Raw genomic sequence first — 20637 nt, 5'->3', positions numbered from 1 at the left:
GTGCCTCTCACTCGAATGCCGTTGCGGACTGGCCGGTTTCGACGTAGTCACGGAGGTGGTGAAGGAGGACGCCCCAGGTCGTGTTGCACTTGCGGAAGTTGCCGTGCGTGCCGGGCCAGCCGGCGTGCCGAAGTTCCACCACGGTGCGCCCGTCGGCCGGGGTGATCGAGAACGTCGCGGTGGTGCCCACTGAGTCACCGGGTCCACGGGTGCACCGCCAGGCGACACGGGTAGGACTCTCCGATTCGGTTATCTCCCAACGAAACTCGGGATGGTCGGCATAGGGGAAGACCCATTCGCTGCCGACTTCTCCGCTGCCCGACGCGGTCGGGGCGTGCCAGCCGCGGACGCCCTCGAGTGTCGTCAGGGCTTCGAAGACTCCCTCGGGTGCGGCGTCGATCTTCAGCTCGTGGTCGATCTCGCTCATGTCACTCCTACTTGCCGTCGATTTCGGGAAAGTCGTAGTCCCGCCAGCCGGGCACGTCCGCCACCTCGACGAACTCCTTGCCGTGCTCGGCCAGCGCCGGACCGCAGACGTCGCCGACGGTCTTGACGACGGTGCCGTACGGGTAGGTGGCGTCGATGCCGAGCGCCGAACCGGTCCGCTGATCCGGGGGTAGCGACTCGTCGGCGGTCGGGTCGAGGGCGCCGCCGGGAAGCGCGTCGACGATGATGACGTCCCGGGCCGGCTGGGTGCGAAAGGCCATGGCCCACTCCACTTCCTCCGAGTTGTGGACGTCGACGTCCGGGTCGACGACGATGACGGTCTTTGGTCGCATGTTGCTGCCCATCGCCGCGAGGATGGCACTCCGTGCTTCGCCTGCGTAACGGGGTCGCATCGCGATGACCACCCGGAAGAAGACGCCGCCCGACGGCGGGATCGACACCCGCTCGATCGTCGGAAACTGTTGACGCATCTGGTGAGTGAACGAGGCCTCGAACGGCAGCAGTTTGAGGATGTGGTTCTCGGTCGTCGGGCGGCCCGTCAGGAGGGCTTGGAAGTAGGCGCCGTCGCGATGGGTGACGGCGGTCGGTCGGACTACTGGCTTGGCGGACGCTGGCGTGTAGTAGCCGGTGTACTCGCCGAGCGGCCCCTCGGAGACGGTCTCGGTGAAGTCGACCTCGAATTCGACGACCACTTCGGCGTGCGCGGGGACCGCGACGTCGTTGGTGACGCACTTGACGAGTTCCACTCCCTCGCCGCGCAGGCCGCCGACGACCTCCCAGTCGTCGGTGTCGTCGGTGGTCTGGATCGGGCACGCGTACGCGATCATCGGGTCGACGCCGACGACCAGCGCTCCGCGAAAGGTTGTGTGGCCCAGCCGTTGCGCCTTCGCCATGTTCTTCGCGAAGCGGTGCCCGGGGGCGGCCATCATCGACATGGTCTTGCGGTCGACGATCTCGCACCGGTAGTGGCCGATGTCGGGGATGCCGGTCTCGGGATCGTGGCTGACGACGAATCCCGACGTGATGTAGGGGCCACCGTCGTCGGGGCTGTACTTGGGCACGGGCAGCATCGCCAGGTCGACGTCGTCGCCGAGCACGACGTTCTGGTGGACCGGCGCCTCGGTGACGTAGGTCGGCGGGATGCGGTTGCCCAGCCCCGTGATGATCTTGTCGTAGGCGGCGTCCTCGTCGCAGCCGAAGGCGATCAGCGCCTTGGCCCGAGAGTTGTAGACGCCGCCGACCAATGGGAAGGCGGTCCCGTTGTCGGTGAACACGACCGCCGGGCCTGCGGTCGACGCGCTCTTGCGCAGCGCCTTGGCCACCTCGAGTTCGAGTGCCACGGGACGGTCGACGTCGATGAGCTCACCATGGGAGCGCAACGCGTCGAGAAACTCGCGGAAATCCTGAAATGGCACGGTGCGATGCCCCATACTCTCCTGGATGAAGGTGGCCAGCAAACCTACGGTGATCGTGCCACATGCGTATGGGCGACCGGCGTGAAACGCATCATCGTCGCGATCACGGGAGCGTCGGGCGCCGTCTACGGCATCCGCGCGCTGGAGTTGTTGCGCAAGGTCGACGACGTCGAAACCCACGCGATCGTGACGTCGTCGGGCCAGCGGACGATTGCCCACGAGACCGACTACACCCCCGGGGACGTCCGCTCCCTCGCCGACCATCACCACAACCCGCGTGACATCGGCGCCGCCGTGTCGTCGGGGTCGTTCGTCACGACCGGCATGCTGGTGGCGCCGTGCTCGGTGAAGACCCTCAGCGGAATCGCCAACTCCTACAACGACGAACTGGTGGTCCGCGCGGCCGACGTCTGTCTCAAGGAGCGGCGCAGGGTGGTGCTGATGTTGCGTGAGACTCCCCTGCACGCCGGTCACATCGAGCTGATGGCGCGCGCGACGACCAACGGGGCGATCATCATGCCGCCCGTGCCCGCGTTCTACACGCTGCCGCGTTCGCTGGACGACGTCGTCGACCAGACCGTGGCCAGGGCGCTCGAGTTGCTCGACGTCGTGATGCCGGGAATTCAGCGGTGGGACGGCACGTCCGTCGTCCCCGACGACGGCTAGGAGGCCCGGGGTCGGCCGAAGTACAGCTCCTGGGTGGCGATGCACACCACGTGGCCGCTTCGGTTGTACATGGTGGCAGTGGCCAGTCCACGCCCGCCAATACCGCTGGGCGACAACTGATCCGACAACACCCAGTCGGTCAGGTCGACCGGGCGATGAAACCAGAGCGCGTGATCGATCAGCGCGTTGTAGGCGGTAGCCGGGGTAGCCTTCCGCATGTTGAGGGTGGTCTCCAACATAGTGGTGCCGGACAGGTACGTCAGCAGGCAGCTGTGCAGGATCTCGGCGTTCTCGGCGCCGGCGACCACGGGTTCGCTTGGCCGCCACCACAACCGGATGCGGGGCGAGGACTCGGGACATTCGAGCGCGAGCCGCGGTGGCGCGTCGACGTAGCGCAGTTCGAAGGGCTGTTTGCGCACCCAGTAGCCGTCGAGCTCGTCGGCGAAGTCCGCCAACTGCTCGCGCACGGGGAGCAACGCCTCGGGAGCCGGGACTTCCGGCATCCGGTCGTGGTAGTCCATGCCGCCGTCCACCGGATTGCTGAACGACGCGAGTGCCTCGAGCAGCACCTCGCCGTCCTGCATCGCGGTGACCTGTCGGGTCGACAGGGTGCCGCCGTCACGGGACCGGACGACGTGAAAGTCCACCGGGCGCCGGGCGTCGCCGGCCCGGATGTAGTAGACGTGCACGCTGTGTGGCGTGCGACCCGGTGCGGTCCGGCTGGCGGCCATGAGTGCCTGACCGGCGATGTGACCCCCGACGATGTGGTGAGCGGGATTGTCGAGCTGCGTCGCGACGAAGTCGTCGGTGCCGGTTTGGTCGACGTGCAGGGTGGCGACGACGTCGGCCAGCGACGGCGTAAAGGAAGTCACTGCGCGCATCTTGCCGTAGCCGACGTTGTCACTTTCAACCTGCTGCCGCACGGCGAACGTGGTATGTGACTCGCGTCGAGAAGCTCGTCAACTGCTGTTAAGGTGACGCTGAAAATCGTCTTCGGGGAGACTGTACGACCGCTGGGGGAATCTTCGGGTGAAGCTATTCGTGGCACTCTGCCGGAGGGCTGAGTCCAGAGCGCAAACCGTGTCGCGGTGACGTCGGCCGTCGGAAGCGATCGAAGCGTTCGTGATTTGGTTGGCAAGCAGTTCCGCCCGGACATCGAGGGGCTGCGTGCCGTCGCGGTGTTGGCCGTGGTTCTGTTCCATGCCGACCTCCCCGGTCTCAGCGGCGGATTCATCGGGGTGGACGTCTTCTTCGTCATCTCGGGGTTCCTGATCACAGGTCTCTTGTGGCGCGAAGTCAGTAGCTCCGGTGGTGTCCGGCTACGGAAGTTCTACGGCGCGCGAGCCCGCCGCTTGCTCCCTGCTTCGGCATTCGTCGGCGTGGTGACGATGGTCGCCTCGGCTCTGTTGCTACCCCCGCTGCAAGTCCAATCCGTCACTCTCGACGGCATTCTCAGCGCGCTGTACGTCAGCAACTATCGGTTCATTAGTTCCGGCGTCAAGTACTTCGGCAAACAGGACGTGCTCGCTCCGTCTCCGTTCCAGCATTACTGGTCGTTGGGAGTCGAAGAGCAGTTCTACATTCTCTGGCCGCTGCTGATCGTTTGTGCGGCATGGCTCATCAGACGGGCCCGCCGCCGAGGCAGCAAGACGACGGATGGGACGTCGTCCGTGCGGCCCTACGTGGTGGTGCTGGCAGTCGTCGCGGCCATCTCATTCGGCCTCTCGCTGCTGATGACGTACCTGGTCCCGCCCGTGGCGTTCTTCTCGCTACCGACCAGAGCCTGGCAATTGGCCCTCGGCGGCTTGGTGGCTCTCACCGTCGTGCAATGGCGTCGACTGTCTTCGCGTTCGGCCGCACTCGTCGGGTGGACGGGGTTGGTCATGATCCTGCTCGCGTGCACCTTGTTGAGCGGGGAGACGAGCTATCCCGGGACGGCCGCGTTGTTGCCGACGATCGGCGCGATGCTGGTGATCGGTGCCGGATGCGCCGAACCGTCGCGCGGGGTCGGCCGCGCCCTCGGCGTCCCGGTGATGGGAGCCATCGGCAGAGTGTCCTACTCGTGGTACCTGTGGCACTGGCCGGTATTGGTGCTCACCCCTCCCCTGCTGGGCCATCAGGTCGGGTTGGGGGTCAAGCTGATTGCCGTCCTGGTCTCGCTGGGGCTCGCGGTGCTCACCGTGCGATTCGTCGAGAACCCGTTCCGGTTCGCCGAGCGCGTGCGCACGTCACCCGCCGTCAGTCTGGCGCTGGGTGGTCTTGCCACCGCCGCGGCCGTGTGTGTCGGGTTGGTGGTGTATCTGGCCGTGCCCACTCCGGTCGGCAGGGGTCCCGCGATCGAACCGGTCGTCGTTTCCGCGCAACCCGTCTCCCCAGGGTCGCCGCAAGCCGCGCATGACGCAGCGGTACAGGACGCGTTCGCCGAGGTAGAGGACGCGGTCGAGGCGTCGGTCGACCTACAAGCCGTGCCCTCGAACTTGACGCCGCCGCTGACCAGTGGGTCCACCGAGCAGTTGGGCATGTTGAGCGGGGGCTGTCTGCGAATCTTGCCGTTCGACTCGGAACAGCCCGAGTGCGCGACGGGCGACATCGCCTCTGCCACGACCGTTGCGCTCATCGGCGACTCGCGTGCCGCAATGTTCAACCCGGCGTTCAAACGAATTGCCGAGCAGCGACATTGGCGGTTGCTGATGATGGCCAAGGCGGGCTGCTCCATCACGGACCTGCCGATAACCACGACGTTCAATGCGTTGGCCGAAGGCATCCAGCGGTGCTCGGAGTGGCGCGACCACGTCATGGAGCGGTTGCGCGTCGAGCGGCCGAAGTTGATCGTGGTCAGTTCGTCACGTGCGTACGACGCCACCGGAACCCACACGATGGTTCCAGGATTGAAGAAGTACGACGCCGCCTGGTTGGCCAGTCTCACCGACGTCGTCGAGGAGTTGCGAAGCACCGGGGCCAAGGTGCTGGTGCTCGGCCCGACTGCGGATCCGCCGGCGCCGGTACCGCTCTGCCTGTCGGGGCACCTCGACGACCCGACCGCCTGCGCGGCGCGACGCGGGCCGGAACACGGCCCCGGCATGGCGGCCGAAGCGAAGGCCACCGAAGCAGGCGGCGGACGATACGCCGACATCACGAAACTGTTCTGCAGTGAGAACCGCTGCCCGGCCATCGTCGGCAACACGATGGTGTACTTCGACGCGGGCCACGTGACGCGCGAGTACTCCGAATTCCTGGCGCCGGCACTGGGCGCTCTTGCCGACCGTGCGCTCGCGCAGCAGTGACGTCACTACCAAGTGAACAACGCGAGCGGATGACGGGATTCGAACCCGTGTAAACGGCTTTGCAGGGTGATCTGACAATTGTTGGGTTAGCTGTGTTGGCGCAGGTCAGCCGCGCGCAGTTAATCGAGAATGGTTGTGTCACAGCGGATGTTCAGGCGTATCAAGTGAATTGGCGTTGCACACTATAGCGCTCGTGTCGTTTGCTGGCTCTTGGCGTTTTGCTTGCGTTTGGGGTACGGATGGGGTCCAGAATCGGCCTCTGATCAGGCGATTTGCCGAAACAATGCGCTCGACGTCGACAATCCGAATTGAACACGCTTTCGGCAGCGAACACGACGACTGCCGAGCGTGGCTTGTCCGCAATCGCGAGCGATCGCGGCCTAGGCTGTCGCTGTGGCAGACAGCCAGAGGGACACGAAGTGGTACCACCACGTAGGCGAGGGGTTCAGCACAATATTTCGTAACCTGTCAGGTGTGCGCGGCCTCACTGGCATCGTGTTCATAGGATCATTCCTCGCCACGGTCTTCGCGGCTTGGCAGTATTCAGACAGCGTTTTCGGAAAATTTTCGCAATCTCTAGGAATCACGATTTCGAGCGTCCTCGTCGGCCTATGGGGTGCTGATTATTACTACCGAAAAGATGCGTACAAGAAACGCTATCGCGATGTCGAAGTGTCGGTCTATACGACGTGGTTATTGATCGCCGGTGTTGAGGCTATGCGGCAGCACTTCGCGAACTCCAAAACCGCCTTATCTGCTATCAGACCTACTGATGACGCCGAACATGAACACAAGTTGCAAGCCCACTCACAAATTGAGGCTGGGCATACTGCCGCCGAACTGACAATTGGTATGGCATTTCTGGGAATTGCCAACCTCGAATCGTTCTCTAAAGACGCGGTGAAATCAGGCAAGGACAAATTCTCCGTGAACGAGCTTGAGGCCGGCACGCGCCAACAGATCAGAGATGGCGCAAAGAATGGCGCCGCTACCGCGAATCACCTCGGTGCCGATGAGGTACCCAATAATGAAAACGGCGGTGCCAGCAATGAGTGACCCGATCACGGGCAAGGTGGCCGCAATCGAGAACAACTACAGTGTAGTGATTAATCGCGGGTCTAACGATCAGGTCAAAAAGGGGATGACTTTCGTCATTGAAGACCCCAAGGGCAAGGAGATTCGCGACCCAGACAATACGGATGAAATTCTCGGTTATCTGCCCGTGGAGAAGATCAAAGTTAAAGTCTTCGACGTACAAGAGAAACTTTGTCGAGCAGAAACTTTTGTTCGCGTGCGGCCCGAAACGCCGTATGAAGCGGCGGCGCGGGAATTGCTAGAAGAATATCGCGCGGAGTCGCGACTAGATATGCCTAGGCCTTCGTACTTGACATTCCTCGGCGGCGGTTCCGATGCGAAGTTGCGGCAAGCTCTGGAGTTACTTCGCGTGGGTGCCGCGTCGAGAACTGGAGATAAGCGCCCCGCCGTCGTTGAGGTCAACGTTGGCGATACCGCTCGTCAAATAGGCTGATCTACAGTGCAGATACTCGCCTCGGCGTTGCCAGGTTTTCGCGACCTGCGCGCCCCATTGACCGCCGGTTACCTCTGGCTGGTTTTCTTATGGATTGTGCTCAAACCAGACCTCACCATCAGGCCAACCAATGATATTGCCGGTGCAATCTACGACCTCGGCAAATCAGCCGGTCCAATCTGGATTGGTCTAGCTATCGGGATCGTTGCCTACCTTGTCGGCGCGGTGTCGCAATCTGTATCACCGATGATTGAATGGGCGATCGATAAGGTGTGGCAGGGGGCTTACCGGTATGCCATGGTTCGCACCGTCAATCCTGACGGCACTCCGAATAAGCGCCTACCTCGCATCTTCATCAATTATGGTCGCGATCCACTCGATAAACTTTGCGATATCGCAAGAAATCGCATGTACGCCTACGCGTACAAATATCCAGACGGTACCACCCCCAATTATGAGGAAGAAGTAGAGGATCAAGCACGTGCCGCTCGTGAAAGCTTAGACGAGGAGATCAAGCTGCCCGCCACGTTGCTGCTCAATCAGGAGCCGCAGCTATTTACGGAGGCTGATCGATTAAAGGCCGAGAGTCAATTTCGATTAGCTATATGCCCGCCTTTAGCGGTAGTTGCAGTATTCGTCGCTTCTACTACATCACTGCTTTGGTTTTTGTCTTTCGTGCCGATATTACTTCTTCTATGGCAAAGTCACACGCGAAACCTAGAATATCGTTATTTGATGCTGGGTGCGGTTCAGAGGAATTTATTGGAATCAGAGAGCATCGAAGAATTCAAAGCGTGGGCCAACAGTCTGGTCCCTACGGAACATCTACTTAGCCAGCCCGATATCAAGGAAACTAGTTAAGCTCGCAAACTGACTACGTTCCCCGCCGAATCCCCCGCCAGGGCGGTTGATGTTCGGCTATCGTGTTGGCGGGTCAATCGCTGGCGACGGCGCACAATTTGCGAGCCAAATCAGCAAACGCGCAGAGCCTCGCGGCCGGCTAACCCGTCGTCGGGGGCGCCGTTTTCCAATGGGGTACGGATGGGGTACAGAACGTTCCGAACGCGGCTAGAGCCGCACCCTGGCGGAGGCCAGAAGTGCCGCTCTAGCTGCGGTGATACACGCGAGCGGATGACGGGATTCGAACCCGTGTAAACGGCTTTGCAGGCCGGTCCAACGCCTGAAAGTGGGTTGTCTGGCGACTTCAGGGCGCGTCGTGTTGACCCGTATAGTCGCAGCTAGAGCGCTTGATTGGCACTTGCGATGCACTTGCGTCCCAGTTGCCCACCAGTCCCCCGGTCAGCGCCACGTTAGCGCCACGTCCAGCAAAGGCCGTTGACGCGTCAGCTCGGCCACTGCGAGGCATCTGGCGGGGTCGCCATGGGCGCAAGCGCCCCGCAACTGCGATCACGCGTTACCCGACTACCTCTCAAGTGGTGCTAAAACGCCGAATACTGTTGCTAGACAATGTGTTTGATGAATTGCCACGTAAACTGGGCTGATTGGCGCAGCACCGCGCGCCCACGACGTGAGGTTTCACCGATGACCACGACTCTCGATCTGGAAGCGACGATCGCCGCATTCCGCGCCAATCCGCCATTTGGCGCAACTGTGCCCACTCAAATGGGCATCGGGTCGACTGGCGATGCCCTGGTCACCCACACCATCGACGGCGTCGACCTCAACACGGTGTGGGAAACCGTCGTTGCTGGCTTCGAAGCTCACAACGCTCACCGGTCGTCTATCGCGGACCTTTTATCTTTTCGCACAACGGTCCCCGGCGAGGCAATCCCGCAAGGCGTCAGTTCGCCGCCCATGGAACGACTGACCGAATATGGAATCCCGAACGCCGCCAACGTTCCGTCGAACGTTCTGATGCTTGGCTACGATTTCGGCGACTTCGGCCTACGGTCGGCGTTCACCTGGCAAGCCCTTCGAAAGATGACAGCCGATCAGGTCTATGCGCACGTGAACTCGATCATGCATTCCGACAACCGACTGGTCACCGGCACCATCCTGAAACGGTTGTTGGACCCGCAGCCGCGCACCAACGCCGAAGGCATCCAATGCCGTGGTCTGTATTCGGCGGACGGCCAAATTCCACCCGATTATTTGAATCGTTCATTTGATGGAACAGAGACCCACTACATCAAGTCGGGCGCAACGCAGATCGACTCAGGCGATCTTGAGGACTCGATCCGACTCATTCGTCAGCACGGATACGGACGCACGCCTGATTCAAAGATTCTGATTCTCGCCTCGGAGATCGAAAGCGAGCAGATTCAGACCTTCAGACAGGGCGAAGAGTCACGTCCGTCGAGCAACATCATGTCGAAGTATTCTTTTGTACCGTCGAAATCTGCGCCGAGTTACCTCACGCCGGACAACATTGTCGGCGAACCCGTCGAAGGGACCGTTTTTGGCGTTGAGTGCCTTGGCTCCCTCGGACCGGCGCTCCTGGTGCAGACAGAATTCATTCCGCAGGGCTACGTAGCTGTAGTAGCCACGGGCGGGCCAAACTCGATCGCCAACGTCGTCGGCGTTCGGGAACATCCGATCGAGTCGTACCGAGGTCTGCTGGCGGTCGCCGGAGTGAACGCTTATCCGATCACCGATTCGACCTACATCCGGTCGTTTGGCGTCGGTGTGCGTCAGCGGGGCGCGGCGGTCGCCGTCCAAATTGGCACCGGCTCCACCTATGTGCCACCGGTCATCGCGACGTAGTCGACGGAATCAGGAATAGCGCAATGGGTTTCATTTCAGTCAACACCCACATGCCCCAACACGTGCTCGACGCGATGGCCGACGCCAAACGTGGCCGTGGCGAACGGGACGGAGCTTCGGAGTTCGGGCCGGGACCATCGCGCAACCGTGCCGACGTCGCGCCGCTGGTCAACCGTGCCCACCGCGACGGCATCATGCGCGATCCGGCCGACGTCGGCCCGCGAGCGTTCGGACACACCGGCAACGAGGGCGACGTCGAGCGTTTGGGGTGAACGGCTGCCAACGACGGCGCATGTCATCGCTTACCCCCTACCCGAACCACCGCTGAGGACGTGACACATGGCGAGGAAACCGACCAAAGCCCAGAAGGCGGCGCGAGCCAAGTTTTCCAAACAGGCGCGCGGCAAGGGGAACACCAAAGTTGGTCGGCGCGCAAAGTCCAGCGCACGGCCGCGCAAGAAAAACTGACTGGATTCCTCCCGTGTCCGCTCACCGTCGATTCGTCCGGGATTCCCGTGGACGCTTCGCGTCGGCACCTGGCGGGTCGACGTCTTCGTCCACAGGCCGCGCTGTTCCCACTCCTGAGGCTGCGCGAAGGGCAGCTCTGCGCCGTCAGCGAGCGCGCCGAGTCGCCACAAAGACCGCCAAGGCGGGTGTGGTCGTTGCGGCGGTAGTCGTCGCCAGCCAAGTTCGACCGTCGAGCACTACCCGCACCGCACCAGCGCGGCGACGAATCGAGCGCGCCTACGTCGCGCGTGCGGCTGCCGATCATCGGAAGATGACCACGTTGCGCGCTTCGGCGTTTCCGGCTTCCCGGCTCAATGCCCCGAAGTTCGATCCCCGCGCCGCACATCGCGACGCCAAGGCGATCACCAAGGGCTACCGAGGCCAAGTGCGCGCCGCACGCCGGGTGCGTCGATGAGCATCCGGCCGACCGGGGCGTCGAGCGCCAAGCCGTGAGTGAGACCGAACCCAACTGGTCGGCGTGCTACCGCGAACCCGTGGTGCCCTTCGGAGCACAACCGCACCCCTGGAAGGGGTCTCGACCACCCCGCCATGGCCGTACGCCAGCGGGCAACCGGCCGCAGAACTTGTTGCGGCCGGGGTGACCCGTTGGGCTCGGCTGTTTACACAAGGCCAGAAGAATTGCAATTCGCATTTCGCGCGCATTTCTCATTTTCGACCGAATGCGATAAAGGTCGAGAATCTTAAACGGTCGAAATGATTTGGGCTAGCCCAAATAGACTAAGGGTTTAATGAGACTTCCATTTGCCTGCACTTGAGGGGTCGATTAATGGCAATAGGCAGCATTAAAGTGGTGCCTTAGTTAGAAGTCATGGCACCACAGAAGCAGCACGCAAGTCCCGAAAGGTCAACTCCGACAATGTCTCTCACGACTACCCGCCCGCTAGCCCCAGGCGTGGATTTCGAATTGTCACCTGAAGAAAAAGCGACCCGCGAAGGGTATTCTGCCGAGCGTTTCTCCAAAGGGCCAAAACGCGCCGCCGAACGGGCCAATGAGCTATTTGGGATCGAAGTGTCAGAACACTTCATTCGACGCGCAACTCACAAAAAGCAACTTGCGTACAACGTGATTGCCCATAGCGCGCATTACAGCGATCGGCAGCTTTACGACTTCATTGTGTTGAGCACGCGACGCAACGCGCCCGAGTCGCAGCAACGCTCATGACCGACCGAAACGAACAACCCGACAACTTCGAAGAATCGGAGAACCACGACATGACACCCGACGAGCGTTTGGCAGCACTACGCCGCAAGAAGGCCGAGCAGCGGTTGGCCGATGTACGACAGAAGCTCGACGCACCACAACGAGCACGCTTCGTCGCCCTGGCTCAACGGCACGGTACGACGGCACTGGCCGATGCCGCCGTGCGGTTCCCGATGCTGACCGAAGACGAAGAGACCGGCTCGGCGCTAGCCGACCAGTTCGAGGTCGGAATGCTGCTGTCGCATGAACTGACCGAAGCGCGCTTCGTCAGTGTTGGTGATACGGCGAAGTTCATGGCCGTGCACATCGCTGGTGATCGACTCGGGAAATTTCGTGCCATCGCCGACCGTGCAGTTGCTGACTACTTCCGCGAATTCGAAGCGCCAGCGGGACGACCAACCTCCCATCCGACCGGGTTCACAGTCGAGTCGCCAACCTCGACTGGCGCGACACCTGACACGCGCACCTACGCGATCTTGGCGCGCTACCCGTTCGAGCGGACACCGGTTGCGAGCCAGGCGGAACTGAACGCGTTCGTCGCCAAGGAGAGCCGCCACAAGATGTGCGATCTTCGGCTCAACGGCGGTTTCTGCGACGGCGCAATGTGGTCGGATTCGACCTTGCTGCCGATTGTGCGAGCCGACGTAATCGTGTTCGTCGCAGTGTGCGGCAACTGCTGGAAGTCCTACTGTGAACGGCACGGTATTTCGGGCGGAATGATCTCCGATCCCGACGACACAATCGACTAAAACATTGCTGAAATAATTTGGTCGAAGGCAAACTGACCTCGCGTGCTGTTTGCGCAACACGCGAGGTCAGTTCGGAATCGGGAAGACAATCCCTTGGGTGCACCACCAGGTTGGTGGCACTGCCCAGAATACCAGTGCGGCAAAGGGTTTCGGGTCATCGACACGCGCCAATGCCCCGGGGTACCGCGTGGTACCGGAGTAAATTGGTCCCCCTACAGAGCGACGGGCCGACCCCAAGCTAGGTCGGCCCGTCAAATAGTTCAGCTTCCAGGAGAACTGCAATCATGATAGCCCAAACCCCGTCAACAGTCGACCTATCGAATGGCGTTTTCGATTTACCGTCGACAACTGTCGAGTGGGCCAATGATGCGGTTATTCGTCTTCGCCGCGACATTGCCCAATGGCGGGCCTTTCCGGTCTTTGGTGGCACCGCAGACGCCGACGACGACCCCCCGCCGTGGGCGGGTGAGGGGCCGTCGATTCCCGATGTGACTGGACGGTCGGCGCTCACCACCGCCCTGGCCTACGCCGAGGCGGGGTTGTTCGTCCTCCCTACCGATCCGTCCGACGTGAAGAACCCCGGTTCGCTTCTCGGGCGAAAGTGGCAGCACCAATCGACAAGCGATCCCGACCAGATTCGCCGATGGTGGTCTGACCATCCCGACGCCGGTATCGCATTAGATGTTGGGCGATCCGGTCTGATCGCCTTCGACCTCGACTGTGATCAGCGCCCAGACGACATGAAAGACGAAATCTGGTCGGCCCTACAGACCGGCGCAGTTCACTCGACGCGGGTAACGGGCGCGCGAGCTCACTATCTCTTCGCGTGCGACGCCGACGAATTCGGCAACAGCGCAGGTGCATTCGGGCGATGGGGCGAAGTCAGGTGCAGCAACGGAGTCATCATTCTTGCGCCGACACCGCACCCCGACGCGACGACGAAAGGCGGTCGCTACGAATGGCGCACGACCGGCGAAGTGCCGCCTCTGCCCGCTGTGTTGCGCATGCTGCTCTCAAACGCCGGCCAAAACGACGATCCTAAAACTCCCGCCGAACTGATCACGTTTCTGGCCGCGCACACCGGCAACGACGCACCCAACGGGCTGCAAGGCCATCTGACCACCTTCACAAGAGCTGTCGAACGCGGGCAGTCCCGTCACGACGAAATGACCAAGGTCATGGCGTGGGCGTTCCGTGAAGCAATCATCGGACGGTTTCCAGCTCGCACCGCCTACGACGCCCTCAAGATGGCGTTCTATCGAGCGAAGCCCGAAACCAAGGGAACCGGCGAGTTCGACCGGATCGCGCGATGGGCGGCGGCTCAAGCCGAAAGCGCCGATCCGGCCCACACTCGCGCACGGGTCAACCGGGACGCCTTCGCCGATCCGCTTGAGAGCGTCCGCGCCGACCTCATTGAGTTCTGGTCATCATCAGGCCAACTGACCGATCTACGAGACTTCGCGCACGCGCGCTTCGTCGGCCCGTTGTCGATGCTCGGAAACACCCTTGCCCGGGTTGTCTCGGCGATTCCGCCCGAAGTGGTCCTACCGCCAACGGTCGGCGGCGTCGCCAGCTTGAACATGTTCGTTGCGCTGGTCGGCCGAAGCGGTGATTCAAAGTCGGCGTCGATGCGAGCCAGCGCCGACTGGTTGAGCATTGCCCCCAACTACGCACCCACCAAGCCGGGAAGCGGGGAGGGGCTGGCGAAGTGCTTCGCCACCAAAGCCAAGGCGCTCGGGGGCGGGTGGAATCAGGTCGGCAAGCAATGGTCGGTGCTGGCGCAGATCACCGAAGTCGACACACTGGCTGCCACCGGTGGCCGGGGCGGGGCGACCATCATGAGCACTTTGCGAGAAGGGTGGTCCGGAGAACGCCTCGGACTTGACTACGCGGGTGAAGACAAGCGAATCGTGTTGATGGACAATCGATACCGATTGTGTCTGAGCTTGGGTGTGCAGCCCTTGCGGGCCGCTCCGCTGTTCGACGACGCCGATGGCGGTACTCCGCAGCGATTCGTGTGGTTTCCCACCACCGATCCCGACATCCCCGAAGTTGAACCACCCGAACCGCCCCGAATCGACTTGGGACGGTGGGAACTGAACGCCAATCCGCTCTCGGATCAAGACATGATCCGAAACGGCGCGCTTGCCACACCGGTCGATCCCTCAGAGTTCGACATCTTGATTATCCCAACGATCGCGTCCGAGGAAGTTAAGGCGACTCAACGCGCGATTCGACGGGGTTTCGCAGACGTCGACCCTCTCGACGGACACCGTCTGCTGGTTCAACTCAAGATCGCCGCTGCGCTGATGGCCTTGGAAGGACGACGGCACGAGGTCACCGAAGTCGACTGGCAGCGCGCCAAAGTGGTGATGGCGGTTTCAGACCTCACACGTCAGATGGTGCTCGACCAATTGGCGTCGAAGGCACGAGAAGCCAATTTGGCGCGAGGTCGTGCCGAAGGTGAACGCGAGATCGTCAAGACCGACGTGATTGTCGAAGAACGCCAACGGGTGTTCAAGATGGCAGAGCGAATCTGCGAAGCGCTCAAAGCCGAAAACGGTCAGACGGTCTCGTCTCTGCGTAAGCGCCTTGCCAGCGGCAATCGCAACCGCGATGTCTTCGACAGGGCGTTCCCGATGGCCGTCGACAACGGGATGGTTCGCAGCGAAGATTTCACCGCACGCAACGGCCAGGACAGCACGCGACTGTGGGTGACGACATGAACCCCACCGCAAGCCACCTCAGCAAACATCGATTGAGTGGAGCAATACCGCGTGGTCGATGGGTGGAACGGTGGAACTGTTCCACCCATTCTTTGAGAGCGCGACCGGGCGACCGACGTAAAAACCCTGGTGGTGTGTATCTCTTGACGGTCTATATGGACCTTTCGCCGCGAGTGTCATTCGCGAAGGGTGGAACGTTCCACCGTTCCACCCTTCGCTTCGACCAGGGCGCAGAACCCAGGTCTAGCAAGCAAACATCTAGAAGGGAACGACGATGACCGAGACGCCCGAGGCCGCCATCGAGCGCGATGGTGACGACCAGAATGACCCATCGACAACCCGACCCTTGGTCAAGTGGTCGGAGGCGTGGTGGGCGACCAGACCGCCCGAGGTGCAAGCGCGGCGATGCAAGGCGCGGCACTCCGATGGTTCAGGCGAGCGGTGCTGCAAGGCCGCGATGAAGGGCCAACGAGTATGCGGATCGCACGGCGGAAAGGCGAAAAAATCAATCGAGGCCGCGAAACGTCGCATCGCCGAAAGCGCCGACCCAGCCGCAGCGCAGTTGGTAAAACTCGCCTTCGACAAGAGAGAGACCGCCGAAATCCGTTTGCGCGCAACGCTACAACTGCTCGACCGCGCAGGACTCAACGCGCGTACGGCGATCGACATCGAAGTCAGCCAAACGCCGTCAGAACAAATATTGGAAGGTTTGTCGACTCAGCTCGAAGTGACCAGCCGCGCGGCGTTTCGGGCGAGCAGCGGTGTCGAAGACGACCAATCCGACGTGTCGACCGCCTTGGCGAATCTGGCCGCGCGCGATCGAGCCGAAGCTCACGCCAACGCTGATCGCCATCGAGACCTCGCCGAGCGACTTCGCGCACAACACAGCCGCGACGACGACGGCATTGTCGACGCAATCGTGGTCGATGTCAGGGAGTCAGCCCAACCCTTCACACCGGCCGACTACGAACATTCCCCAGACGCGTACGGGTCGCCGGTGCCGCTGTCCCCTACCCGCCCTGGCGGGCCGATGGATCAAGCCGTCACGGTCGAGCAGGGCAACGAGCTGATGGCCGAGCTGCGCGCCCGCCAGGCCCAACGCGCCCACGACGAGCGCCGATCAGATGGCCGCGCAGTGATCCACCCGGCGCGACGGGCGTTGCCGCCTGGTCGTTCTCAGAAGTAAAGATTTGAGACGGTTCGCGAGGTGTCCTGTCGCGCATCGGAAAGGCTGGTCGCAGTGTCTCAGAAGATGACTCAAAACAGGTGTTTCATATCTCAGTCCACTTCGATTTTTGATACGGTGAGGACATGACCCCAACCGCTGCACCAGCGACGACCGGTGCGCTGCTTGGCTATGCCAGGGTCAGCACCACCGGCCAATCGCTCGACGCTCAAATCGACGCCTTGGCTGATGCTGGCGTTGACGATGAACGCATCTATCGCGACAAGCTCTCTGGCGCATCGCGGCGTACTGCGCGGCCCGGTTTCGCGGCTGTTCTCGACTATGCGCGCGAAGGCGACACGATCATCGTCACCGGAATCGACCGTCTTGGCCGAGACGCTGCCGAGGTCATGCTGACGATTCGAGAGTTGGGCGAACGCGGCATAGTTCTGCGATCACTGCGCGAAGGCATCGACACTTCGAACGCCACCGGGCGCATGGTGGCTGGTGTGCTCGCATCGCTGGCCGAGCTGGAACTTGAATTGGGTCGGGAACGCCGAGCCGCAGCGCGGGACGCTCGACGGGTTCGCGATCAGCCGCTAGGGCGACCGAAAGCGCTCGATGCCGACAAAGCCGCGTTGGCCGTTCGGATGCGCGCGGCCGGTGAGCCAGTTCCGACGATCGCCTCAGCTCTCGGCGTGAGCCGTGCAACGGTCTATCGCGTCATTGCGAGTGTCGAGACCGACGAGACGGACAGCAAATGAGGATCGAAGAAAAGCAGCGGCTCCACGACGATCTGGCGGCTCGCATCAGGACGTGCACGCTGTGCGACGGGATGAACGTCAAAGGCGAGACACAATCTGCGCCCGGGTTCGGTTCCGTCCGGTCGCCGGTCGTGATCGTTGGGCAGAGCCTTTGCGGGCCATGCATGGCCAAGCAGGAACCGTTCTACGGCGGAACCGGAGCGCTGTTAAATCGCGCGTTCGACCAAGCCGATAGGCGCAAGGTCGACCTCTACATCACCAACGTGGTGCATTGCCACCCACCGAAAAACCGCCCGTCTCTCCCCTCTGAGATCGACAACTGCAAGCCTTACTTGGCTGAGGAACTAGCCATCGTGCAACCGCGACTGATCATCGGTTTGGGCGAAGACGCCCGCGACGTGCTGGACACGGCTTATCCCAAAGCACGTCGGCTTGATTGGCCCCTGGTTTCGGTGGCTGGCATGACACCGCCGAGCGCCGATGAACCCGACCTGTTGTTTCCGACGCATCCCGGCGCTTTTCGCTGGAAGCCCAAAGAGTTACGAGCTGAACTCATAGAGCAATTCGTCGATTGCCTAGCGCGCGCCGTGCGATGGGGTTTCGAACTTCCACCGACCTGCGACGGCATGGCCGACATGCCAGGACCGTTGAACGATTCGGAGGGCTGACCGATGTACGTCCGTTTGCGTGAATCCAAGCGCCGCGATTCGCGCGGCCGACCGATCCGCCGCTATCAGGCGGTGTGGACCGAAGACGGTCGCCGCCACACCGAAACCTTCAACACCCGCGAGTTGGCCGAAGACAAGCTCGACGCTGTGAAAACGCTTCTGGCGAAAGGGCAATCCCCCGCCAGCCTTCGCGAACGCGGTGCCGAAACCTTCGCCGTCGTCGCCGCGCACTGGCTCGCCACCCGCCACGACCTCAAACCCCGCACCCTGGCGGGATATCGGGAAATGCTCACTCCTGCTGCCGAGCGCAACCGCGACATGCGCGCGTTGGGTATCGATGCTGTTTTCGGTTCGCGCGCCGTCAACGACATCAGCCGCGCCGACATCGCCGAGTGGGTCGGAAAGCTCACCGACGCCGGAAAGTCGGCATCGACGGTTCGCCATCACTACTACGTGCTCAAACAGGTGTTGGCCCAAGCCGTGGCCGATGACCGAATCATCGTCAACCCGGCTGATCACGTAAAGCTGCCCACCGAGCGAAGCGTCTCCGGTGGCACTCCTGGTGTTGCCGACGATCCCGACATGTATCTGACTGCTGCCCAAGTCGCGGCGTTGGTCGACGCGACGCCCTGGCCGTGTTCGGCGTTGGTCGCAACCGCCGCGTGGTCGGGTCTGAGAGCGGCCGAACTGGCGGGTTTGCAGATCGGTGACATCGAGCTACCGCCGCTTGCAATCAATCCCAACGCACCGGCCAAACCAGGTGCGCTGCACGTGCAACGAACCGTCATTTCCGCCGATGGCGCGCTGACCTACGACACGCCGAAAACGAAGGGTTCGCGGCGTCGCGTCCCGTTGACGTCGGCAACGACTGCGTTGTTGCGCGATTTCATCGCAGATCACCCGCGCGGTGATGATCCCTCTGCGCCGCTGTTTCCGAATGTGCGCCTGACTGCCATCGATCCCCCGTCGCCAAACGGCTCGGAGGCGTCGTCGGCCACCACTAGTTCGCGGCGCGATCCCGAGCACTGGCGGATCGTCGCGCAGCGCCAGGCGCGCACGCTGGCGGGATTGTCGGTCGACCATGCCGCGCAAAGGCTAGAACTCGATTGGTCACAGCCTCTTCGCCACATGACGTTCTACAAATCAGTGTTTCGCCCATCGGTGCTGCGCGCGAACCGCCTCGCCGGTTCGACCGATCAGTCGGCCCCGGATGCCGCGCCGCTGCTACCGCCTGGTCTGAAGTTTCACGCGCTACGCCACACGTATGCGAGTTTGTGCGTTGCGGCCGGGATCGCACCGCTCGACATTTCGCGTTTCATGGGCCACAGCCGCGTGACGACCACCCTGGCGGTCTACGCGCACCTGTTCGACTCCGATCACGCCGATTCGATGGCCGCGCTCGAAGCGATGAGCACACCGACCGACACGACGAACGTGGTGCGGTTGCGTCGTCGCGGTTAGGGTGCCGGTTCGTCGCTCTTTGTCTCCTTCGCGCCATCAGCGACTCGGTCAATTAGTCGCGCGAAGGGGTTTGGACTATCCGGTTCGTCATCGGCGAGTCTGCCGTTCAAATAGATGTTCCGGGCCATACCTTGGCGGATTCGGTCCTGCTCGCTCGGTTCCAATTTTGAGATGAACGCTTCAACCGTACGAAGCCGAATGTCGGCGCTCTTGCTGACCCGAGCCTGCCGGTGATTCGTGGCGCCTCGACTGAACAGGTAGCCGCCCAAAATAACAGCACCGAAAATTATGCTGAGCCGCGTAAGGCTCAAAGCAACGGTCCCGTCCGCGCCCTGGGTGTCAAGAAAGTGCTTAAGTACGAAGAACAGCGGTGTGCCGATTACAGCCGCCCCTAGCACGTCATAGACCCACGCCGCGAAAGACTTTCGGCGCGCCTGCATTCCGAAATCGGTGGCTACCGCGCGTTGGGCGAGCCAGTCGGCGGCGTCTTTGGTTGATTCTGCCATTTCTTCGGCTTCATCACGAAAGATTCGGGTTTGGTCCCGGAACAATTCGGCTTTGACTACGTACTGTTCTAGTTGTTTCTGGCGTTTTTCGATTTCTTGATCAATGGCTTTGTCAAACGCCTCTTCGCCTAACGATTGGACATTCTTTAGCGTTTCGACATACTCATTCTCTCGCGCCTGCAGTGAATCCATAAAGCGGTGCTCGAGAATTGCTAGATCATTCTGCATATCAGTGATGTGCGCTTCAAGGTTGTTTTGCATCTGCAACAAGGAGGAATTGTTTGAAGTCAACTCCTCGATGGCGGATTCGGCTTCCTTGCGGTAATCGCTAAAAGCTCGTCCTGCCGCGTTGGCTTGTGCGCCTGGAGGGATCGCTGGCCACTGACCGATGTACGCCAAGAGCGTGTCAGCGTTCGCAGCAGCGGCTGCTAAGTGCCCGACATATATGTCGGGGTTGCTCATGAATTGATTGAGGTTTGGAATTACTTGATCGGCAATAAGTGATCGCGCGTTGTCCAACATGCTCGCCGCGTAAAACTCATGCATGCCTTTTTGCTGATGTTCGCGAAGAAGGGCGGATACGGTTCTCAAGCGCGCAACCGATCGAAGCTGGTCGACGTCCTTCGCGGGCCGCAGTTGTTTCAGCAAGCTGTCCATGGTTTCGAGAACAGTCCACAAGTTGTGTTGCTCGAAAAAATCGTCCAAAGTGCCCATTGCAGGAATCGTAGCGACGAGCACCGACAGTTCCAGCAAACCGTTTCAGGGTCGGTGTGTCGCAGGGCCAGCGCCACGCCAGCGCCAAGAA

General features: G+C 61.7%; 19 protein-coding genes. 15 read left to right on the top strand and 4 right to left on the bottom strand.

Annotated elements, in window-relative coordinates:
• Window positions 1–7 precede the first annotated feature (7 nt).
• Window positions 8–427: an SRPBCC domain-containing protein gene (locus B1790_RS02955; protein ID WP_079921674.1), complete on the bottom strand. Its 420-nt coding sequence runs from the start codon at window positions 425–427 to the stop codon at window positions 8–10.
• Window positions 428–434: 7 nt separating this feature from the next.
• The gene (locus B1790_RS02950; protein ID WP_158083740.1) at window positions 435–1862 is read right to left on the bottom strand and encodes a UbiD family decarboxylase; all 1428 of its coding nucleotides are present in this window, start codon (window positions 1860–1862) and stop codon (window positions 435–437) included.
• Window positions 1863–1943: 81 nt separating this feature from the next.
• On the opposite strand from B1790_RS02950, the gene B1790_RS02945 reads away from it, so the two are divergent.
• A complete protein-coding gene (locus tag B1790_RS02945; RefSeq protein ID WP_079921671.1) occupies window positions 1944–2528 on the top strand; it encodes a UbiX family flavin prenyltransferase in 585 nt (194 codons plus the stop codon).
• On the opposite strand, the gene B1790_RS02940 is transcribed toward B1790_RS02945, so the two are convergent.
• The gene (locus tag B1790_RS02940) at window positions 2525–3409 is read right to left on the bottom strand and encodes an acyl-CoA thioesterase II (RefSeq protein ID WP_079921731.1); all 885 of its coding nucleotides are present in this window, start codon (window positions 3407–3409) and stop codon (window positions 2525–2527) included. The genes B1790_RS02945 and B1790_RS02940 overlap by 4 nt on opposite strands.
• 207 nt (window positions 3410–3616) lie before the next feature.
• Here B1790_RS02940 and B1790_RS02935 point away from each other — a divergent pair, with 207 nt between their 5' ends.
• The 14 genes from B1790_RS02935 to B1790_RS02880 all read left to right on the top strand — a co-directional run bounded on the left by B1790_RS02935 (window position 3617) and on the right by B1790_RS02880 (window position 19326).
• Window positions 3617–5812: an acyltransferase family protein gene (locus tag B1790_RS02935; RefSeq protein WP_079921670.1), complete on the top strand. Its 2196-nt coding sequence runs from the start codon at window positions 3617–3619 to the stop codon at window positions 5810–5812.
• A gap of 393 nt (window positions 5813–6205) precedes the next feature.
• A complete protein-coding gene (locus B1790_RS34085) occupies window positions 6206–6868 on the top strand; it encodes a hypothetical protein (RefSeq protein WP_142270986.1) in 663 nt (220 codons plus the stop codon).
• On the top strand, window positions 6861–7340 hold the full coding sequence (locus B1790_RS34080) for a hypothetical protein (protein WP_142270985.1): 480 nt from the start codon (window positions 6861–6863) through the stop codon (window positions 7338–7340). The genes B1790_RS34085 and B1790_RS34080 overlap by 8 nt, the downstream gene beginning before the upstream one ends.
• A gap of 6 nt (window positions 7341–7346) precedes the next feature.
• Complete coding sequence (locus tag B1790_RS34075) at window positions 7347–8201, top strand: hypothetical protein (RefSeq protein ID WP_142270984.1); 855 nt, start codon at window positions 7347–7349, stop codon at window positions 8199–8201.
• 681 nt (window positions 8202–8882) lie between these two features.
• Entirely contained in the window at window positions 8883–10064 is a 1182-nt protein-coding gene (locus B1790_RS02925) for a hypothetical protein (RefSeq protein ID WP_142270983.1), read from the top strand.
• A 23-nt stretch (window positions 10065–10087) separates the two neighbouring features.
• Window positions 10088–10336: a hypothetical protein gene (locus B1790_RS02920; RefSeq protein WP_079921665.1), complete on the top strand. Its 249-nt coding sequence runs from the start codon at window positions 10088–10090 to the stop codon at window positions 10334–10336.
• A gap of 506 nt (window positions 10337–10842) precedes the next feature.
• The gene (locus tag B1790_RS34570) at window positions 10843–10986 is read left to right on the top strand and encodes a hypothetical protein (protein ID WP_158083739.1); all 144 of its coding nucleotides are present in this window, start codon (window positions 10843–10845) and stop codon (window positions 10984–10986) included.
• A gap of 498 nt (window positions 10987–11484) precedes the next feature.
• Entirely contained in the window at window positions 11485–11754 is a 270-nt protein-coding gene (locus tag B1790_RS34070) for a hypothetical protein (protein WP_142270982.1), read from the top strand.
• A gap of 212 nt (window positions 11755–11966) precedes the next feature.
• Window positions 11967–12542 carry a hypothetical protein gene (locus B1790_RS02905; RefSeq protein WP_142270981.1) on the top strand — a complete coding sequence of 192 codons (576 nt, stop codon included), beginning with the start codon at window positions 11967–11969 and terminating at the stop codon, window positions 12540–12542.
• 284 nt (window positions 12543–12826) lie between these two features.
• Window positions 12827–15268: a bifunctional DNA primase/polymerase gene (locus B1790_RS02900; protein WP_079921660.1), complete on the top strand. Its 2442-nt coding sequence runs from the start codon at window positions 12827–12829 to the stop codon at window positions 15266–15268.
• A gap of 274 nt (window positions 15269–15542) precedes the next feature.
• Window positions 15543–16454 carry a hypothetical protein gene (locus tag B1790_RS02895; protein ID WP_079921659.1) on the top strand — a complete coding sequence of 304 codons (912 nt, stop codon included), beginning with the start codon at window positions 15543–15545 and terminating at the stop codon, window positions 16452–16454.
• A 125-nt stretch (window positions 16455–16579) separates the two neighbouring features.
• Complete coding sequence (locus tag B1790_RS02890; RefSeq protein WP_079921658.1) at window positions 16580–17197, top strand: recombinase family protein; 618 nt, start codon at window positions 16580–16582, stop codon at window positions 17195–17197.
• A complete protein-coding gene (locus tag B1790_RS02885; protein WP_079921657.1) occupies window positions 17194–17865 on the top strand; it encodes a uracil-DNA glycosylase family protein in 672 nt (223 codons plus the stop codon). Before B1790_RS02890 ends, B1790_RS02885 begins: the two co-directional genes overlap by 4 nt.
• Window positions 17866–17868: 3 nt before the next feature.
• The gene (locus B1790_RS02880; RefSeq protein ID WP_079921655.1) at window positions 17869–19326 is read left to right on the top strand and encodes a tyrosine-type recombinase/integrase; all 1458 of its coding nucleotides are present in this window, start codon (window positions 17869–17871) and stop codon (window positions 19324–19326) included.
• Here B1790_RS02880 and B1790_RS02875 read toward each other — a convergent pair.
• Window positions 19323–20546: a hypothetical protein gene (locus B1790_RS02875; protein ID WP_079921653.1), complete on the bottom strand. Its 1224-nt coding sequence runs from the start codon at window positions 20544–20546 to the stop codon at window positions 19323–19325. The two genes, B1790_RS02880 and B1790_RS02875, sit on opposite strands and share 4 nt — an antisense overlap.
• Between the last annotated feature and the right edge of the window lie 91 nt (window positions 20547–20637).

This window comes from Mycobacterium sp. AT1, assembly GCF_002043095.1.
Lineage (GTDB): Bacteria > Actinomycetota > Actinomycetes > Mycobacteriales > Mycobacteriaceae > Mycobacterium.
The sequence above is the reverse complement of the archived record's forward strand: the minus strand, read 5'-3'. Positions and strand labels throughout refer to the sequence as shown.

Coding starts and splice junctions, on each gene's coding strand:
- B1790_RS02955 (WP_079921674.1), bottom strand. CDS start 427: ATGAGCGAGATCGACCACGAGCTGAAGATCGACGCCGCACCCGAGGGA.
- B1790_RS02940 (WP_079921731.1), bottom strand. CDS start 3,409: ATGCGCGCAGTGACTTCCTTTACGCCGTCGCTGGCCGACGTCGTCGCC.
- B1790_RS34080 (WP_142270985.1), top strand. CDS start 6,861: ATGAGTGACCCGATCACGGGCAAGGTGGCCGCAATCGAGAACAACTAC.
- B1790_RS02925 (WP_142270983.1), top strand. CDS start 8,883: ATGACCACGACTCTCGATCTGGAAGCGACGATCGCCGCATTCCGCGCC.
- B1790_RS02920 (WP_079921665.1), top strand. CDS start 10,088: ATGGGTTTCATTTCAGTCAACACCCACATGCCCCAACACGTGCTCGAC.
- B1790_RS34570 (WP_158083739.1), top strand. CDS start 10,843: ATGACCACGTTGCGCGCTTCGGCGTTTCCGGCTTCCCGGCTCAATGCC.
- B1790_RS02905 (WP_142270981.1), top strand. CDS start 11,967: ATGCTGACCGAAGACGAAGAGACCGGCTCGGCGCTAGCCGACCAGTTC.
- B1790_RS02900 (WP_079921660.1), top strand. CDS start 12,827: ATGATAGCCCAAACCCCGTCAACAGTCGACCTATCGAATGGCGTTTTC.
- B1790_RS02895 (WP_079921659.1), top strand. CDS start 15,543: ATGACCGAGACGCCCGAGGCCGCCATCGAGCGCGATGGTGACGACCAG.
- B1790_RS02890 (WP_079921658.1), top strand. CDS start 16,580: ATGACCCCAACCGCTGCACCAGCGACGACCGGTGCGCTGCTTGGCTAT.
- B1790_RS02885 (WP_079921657.1), top strand. CDS start 17,194: ATGAGGATCGAAGAAAAGCAGCGGCTCCACGACGATCTGGCGGCTCGC.
- B1790_RS02880 (WP_079921655.1), top strand. CDS start 17,869: ATGTACGTCCGTTTGCGTGAATCCAAGCGCCGCGATTCGCGCGGCCGA.
- B1790_RS02875 (WP_079921653.1), bottom strand. CDS start 20,546: ATGGGCACTTTGGACGATTTTTTCGAGCAACACAACTTGTGGACTGTT.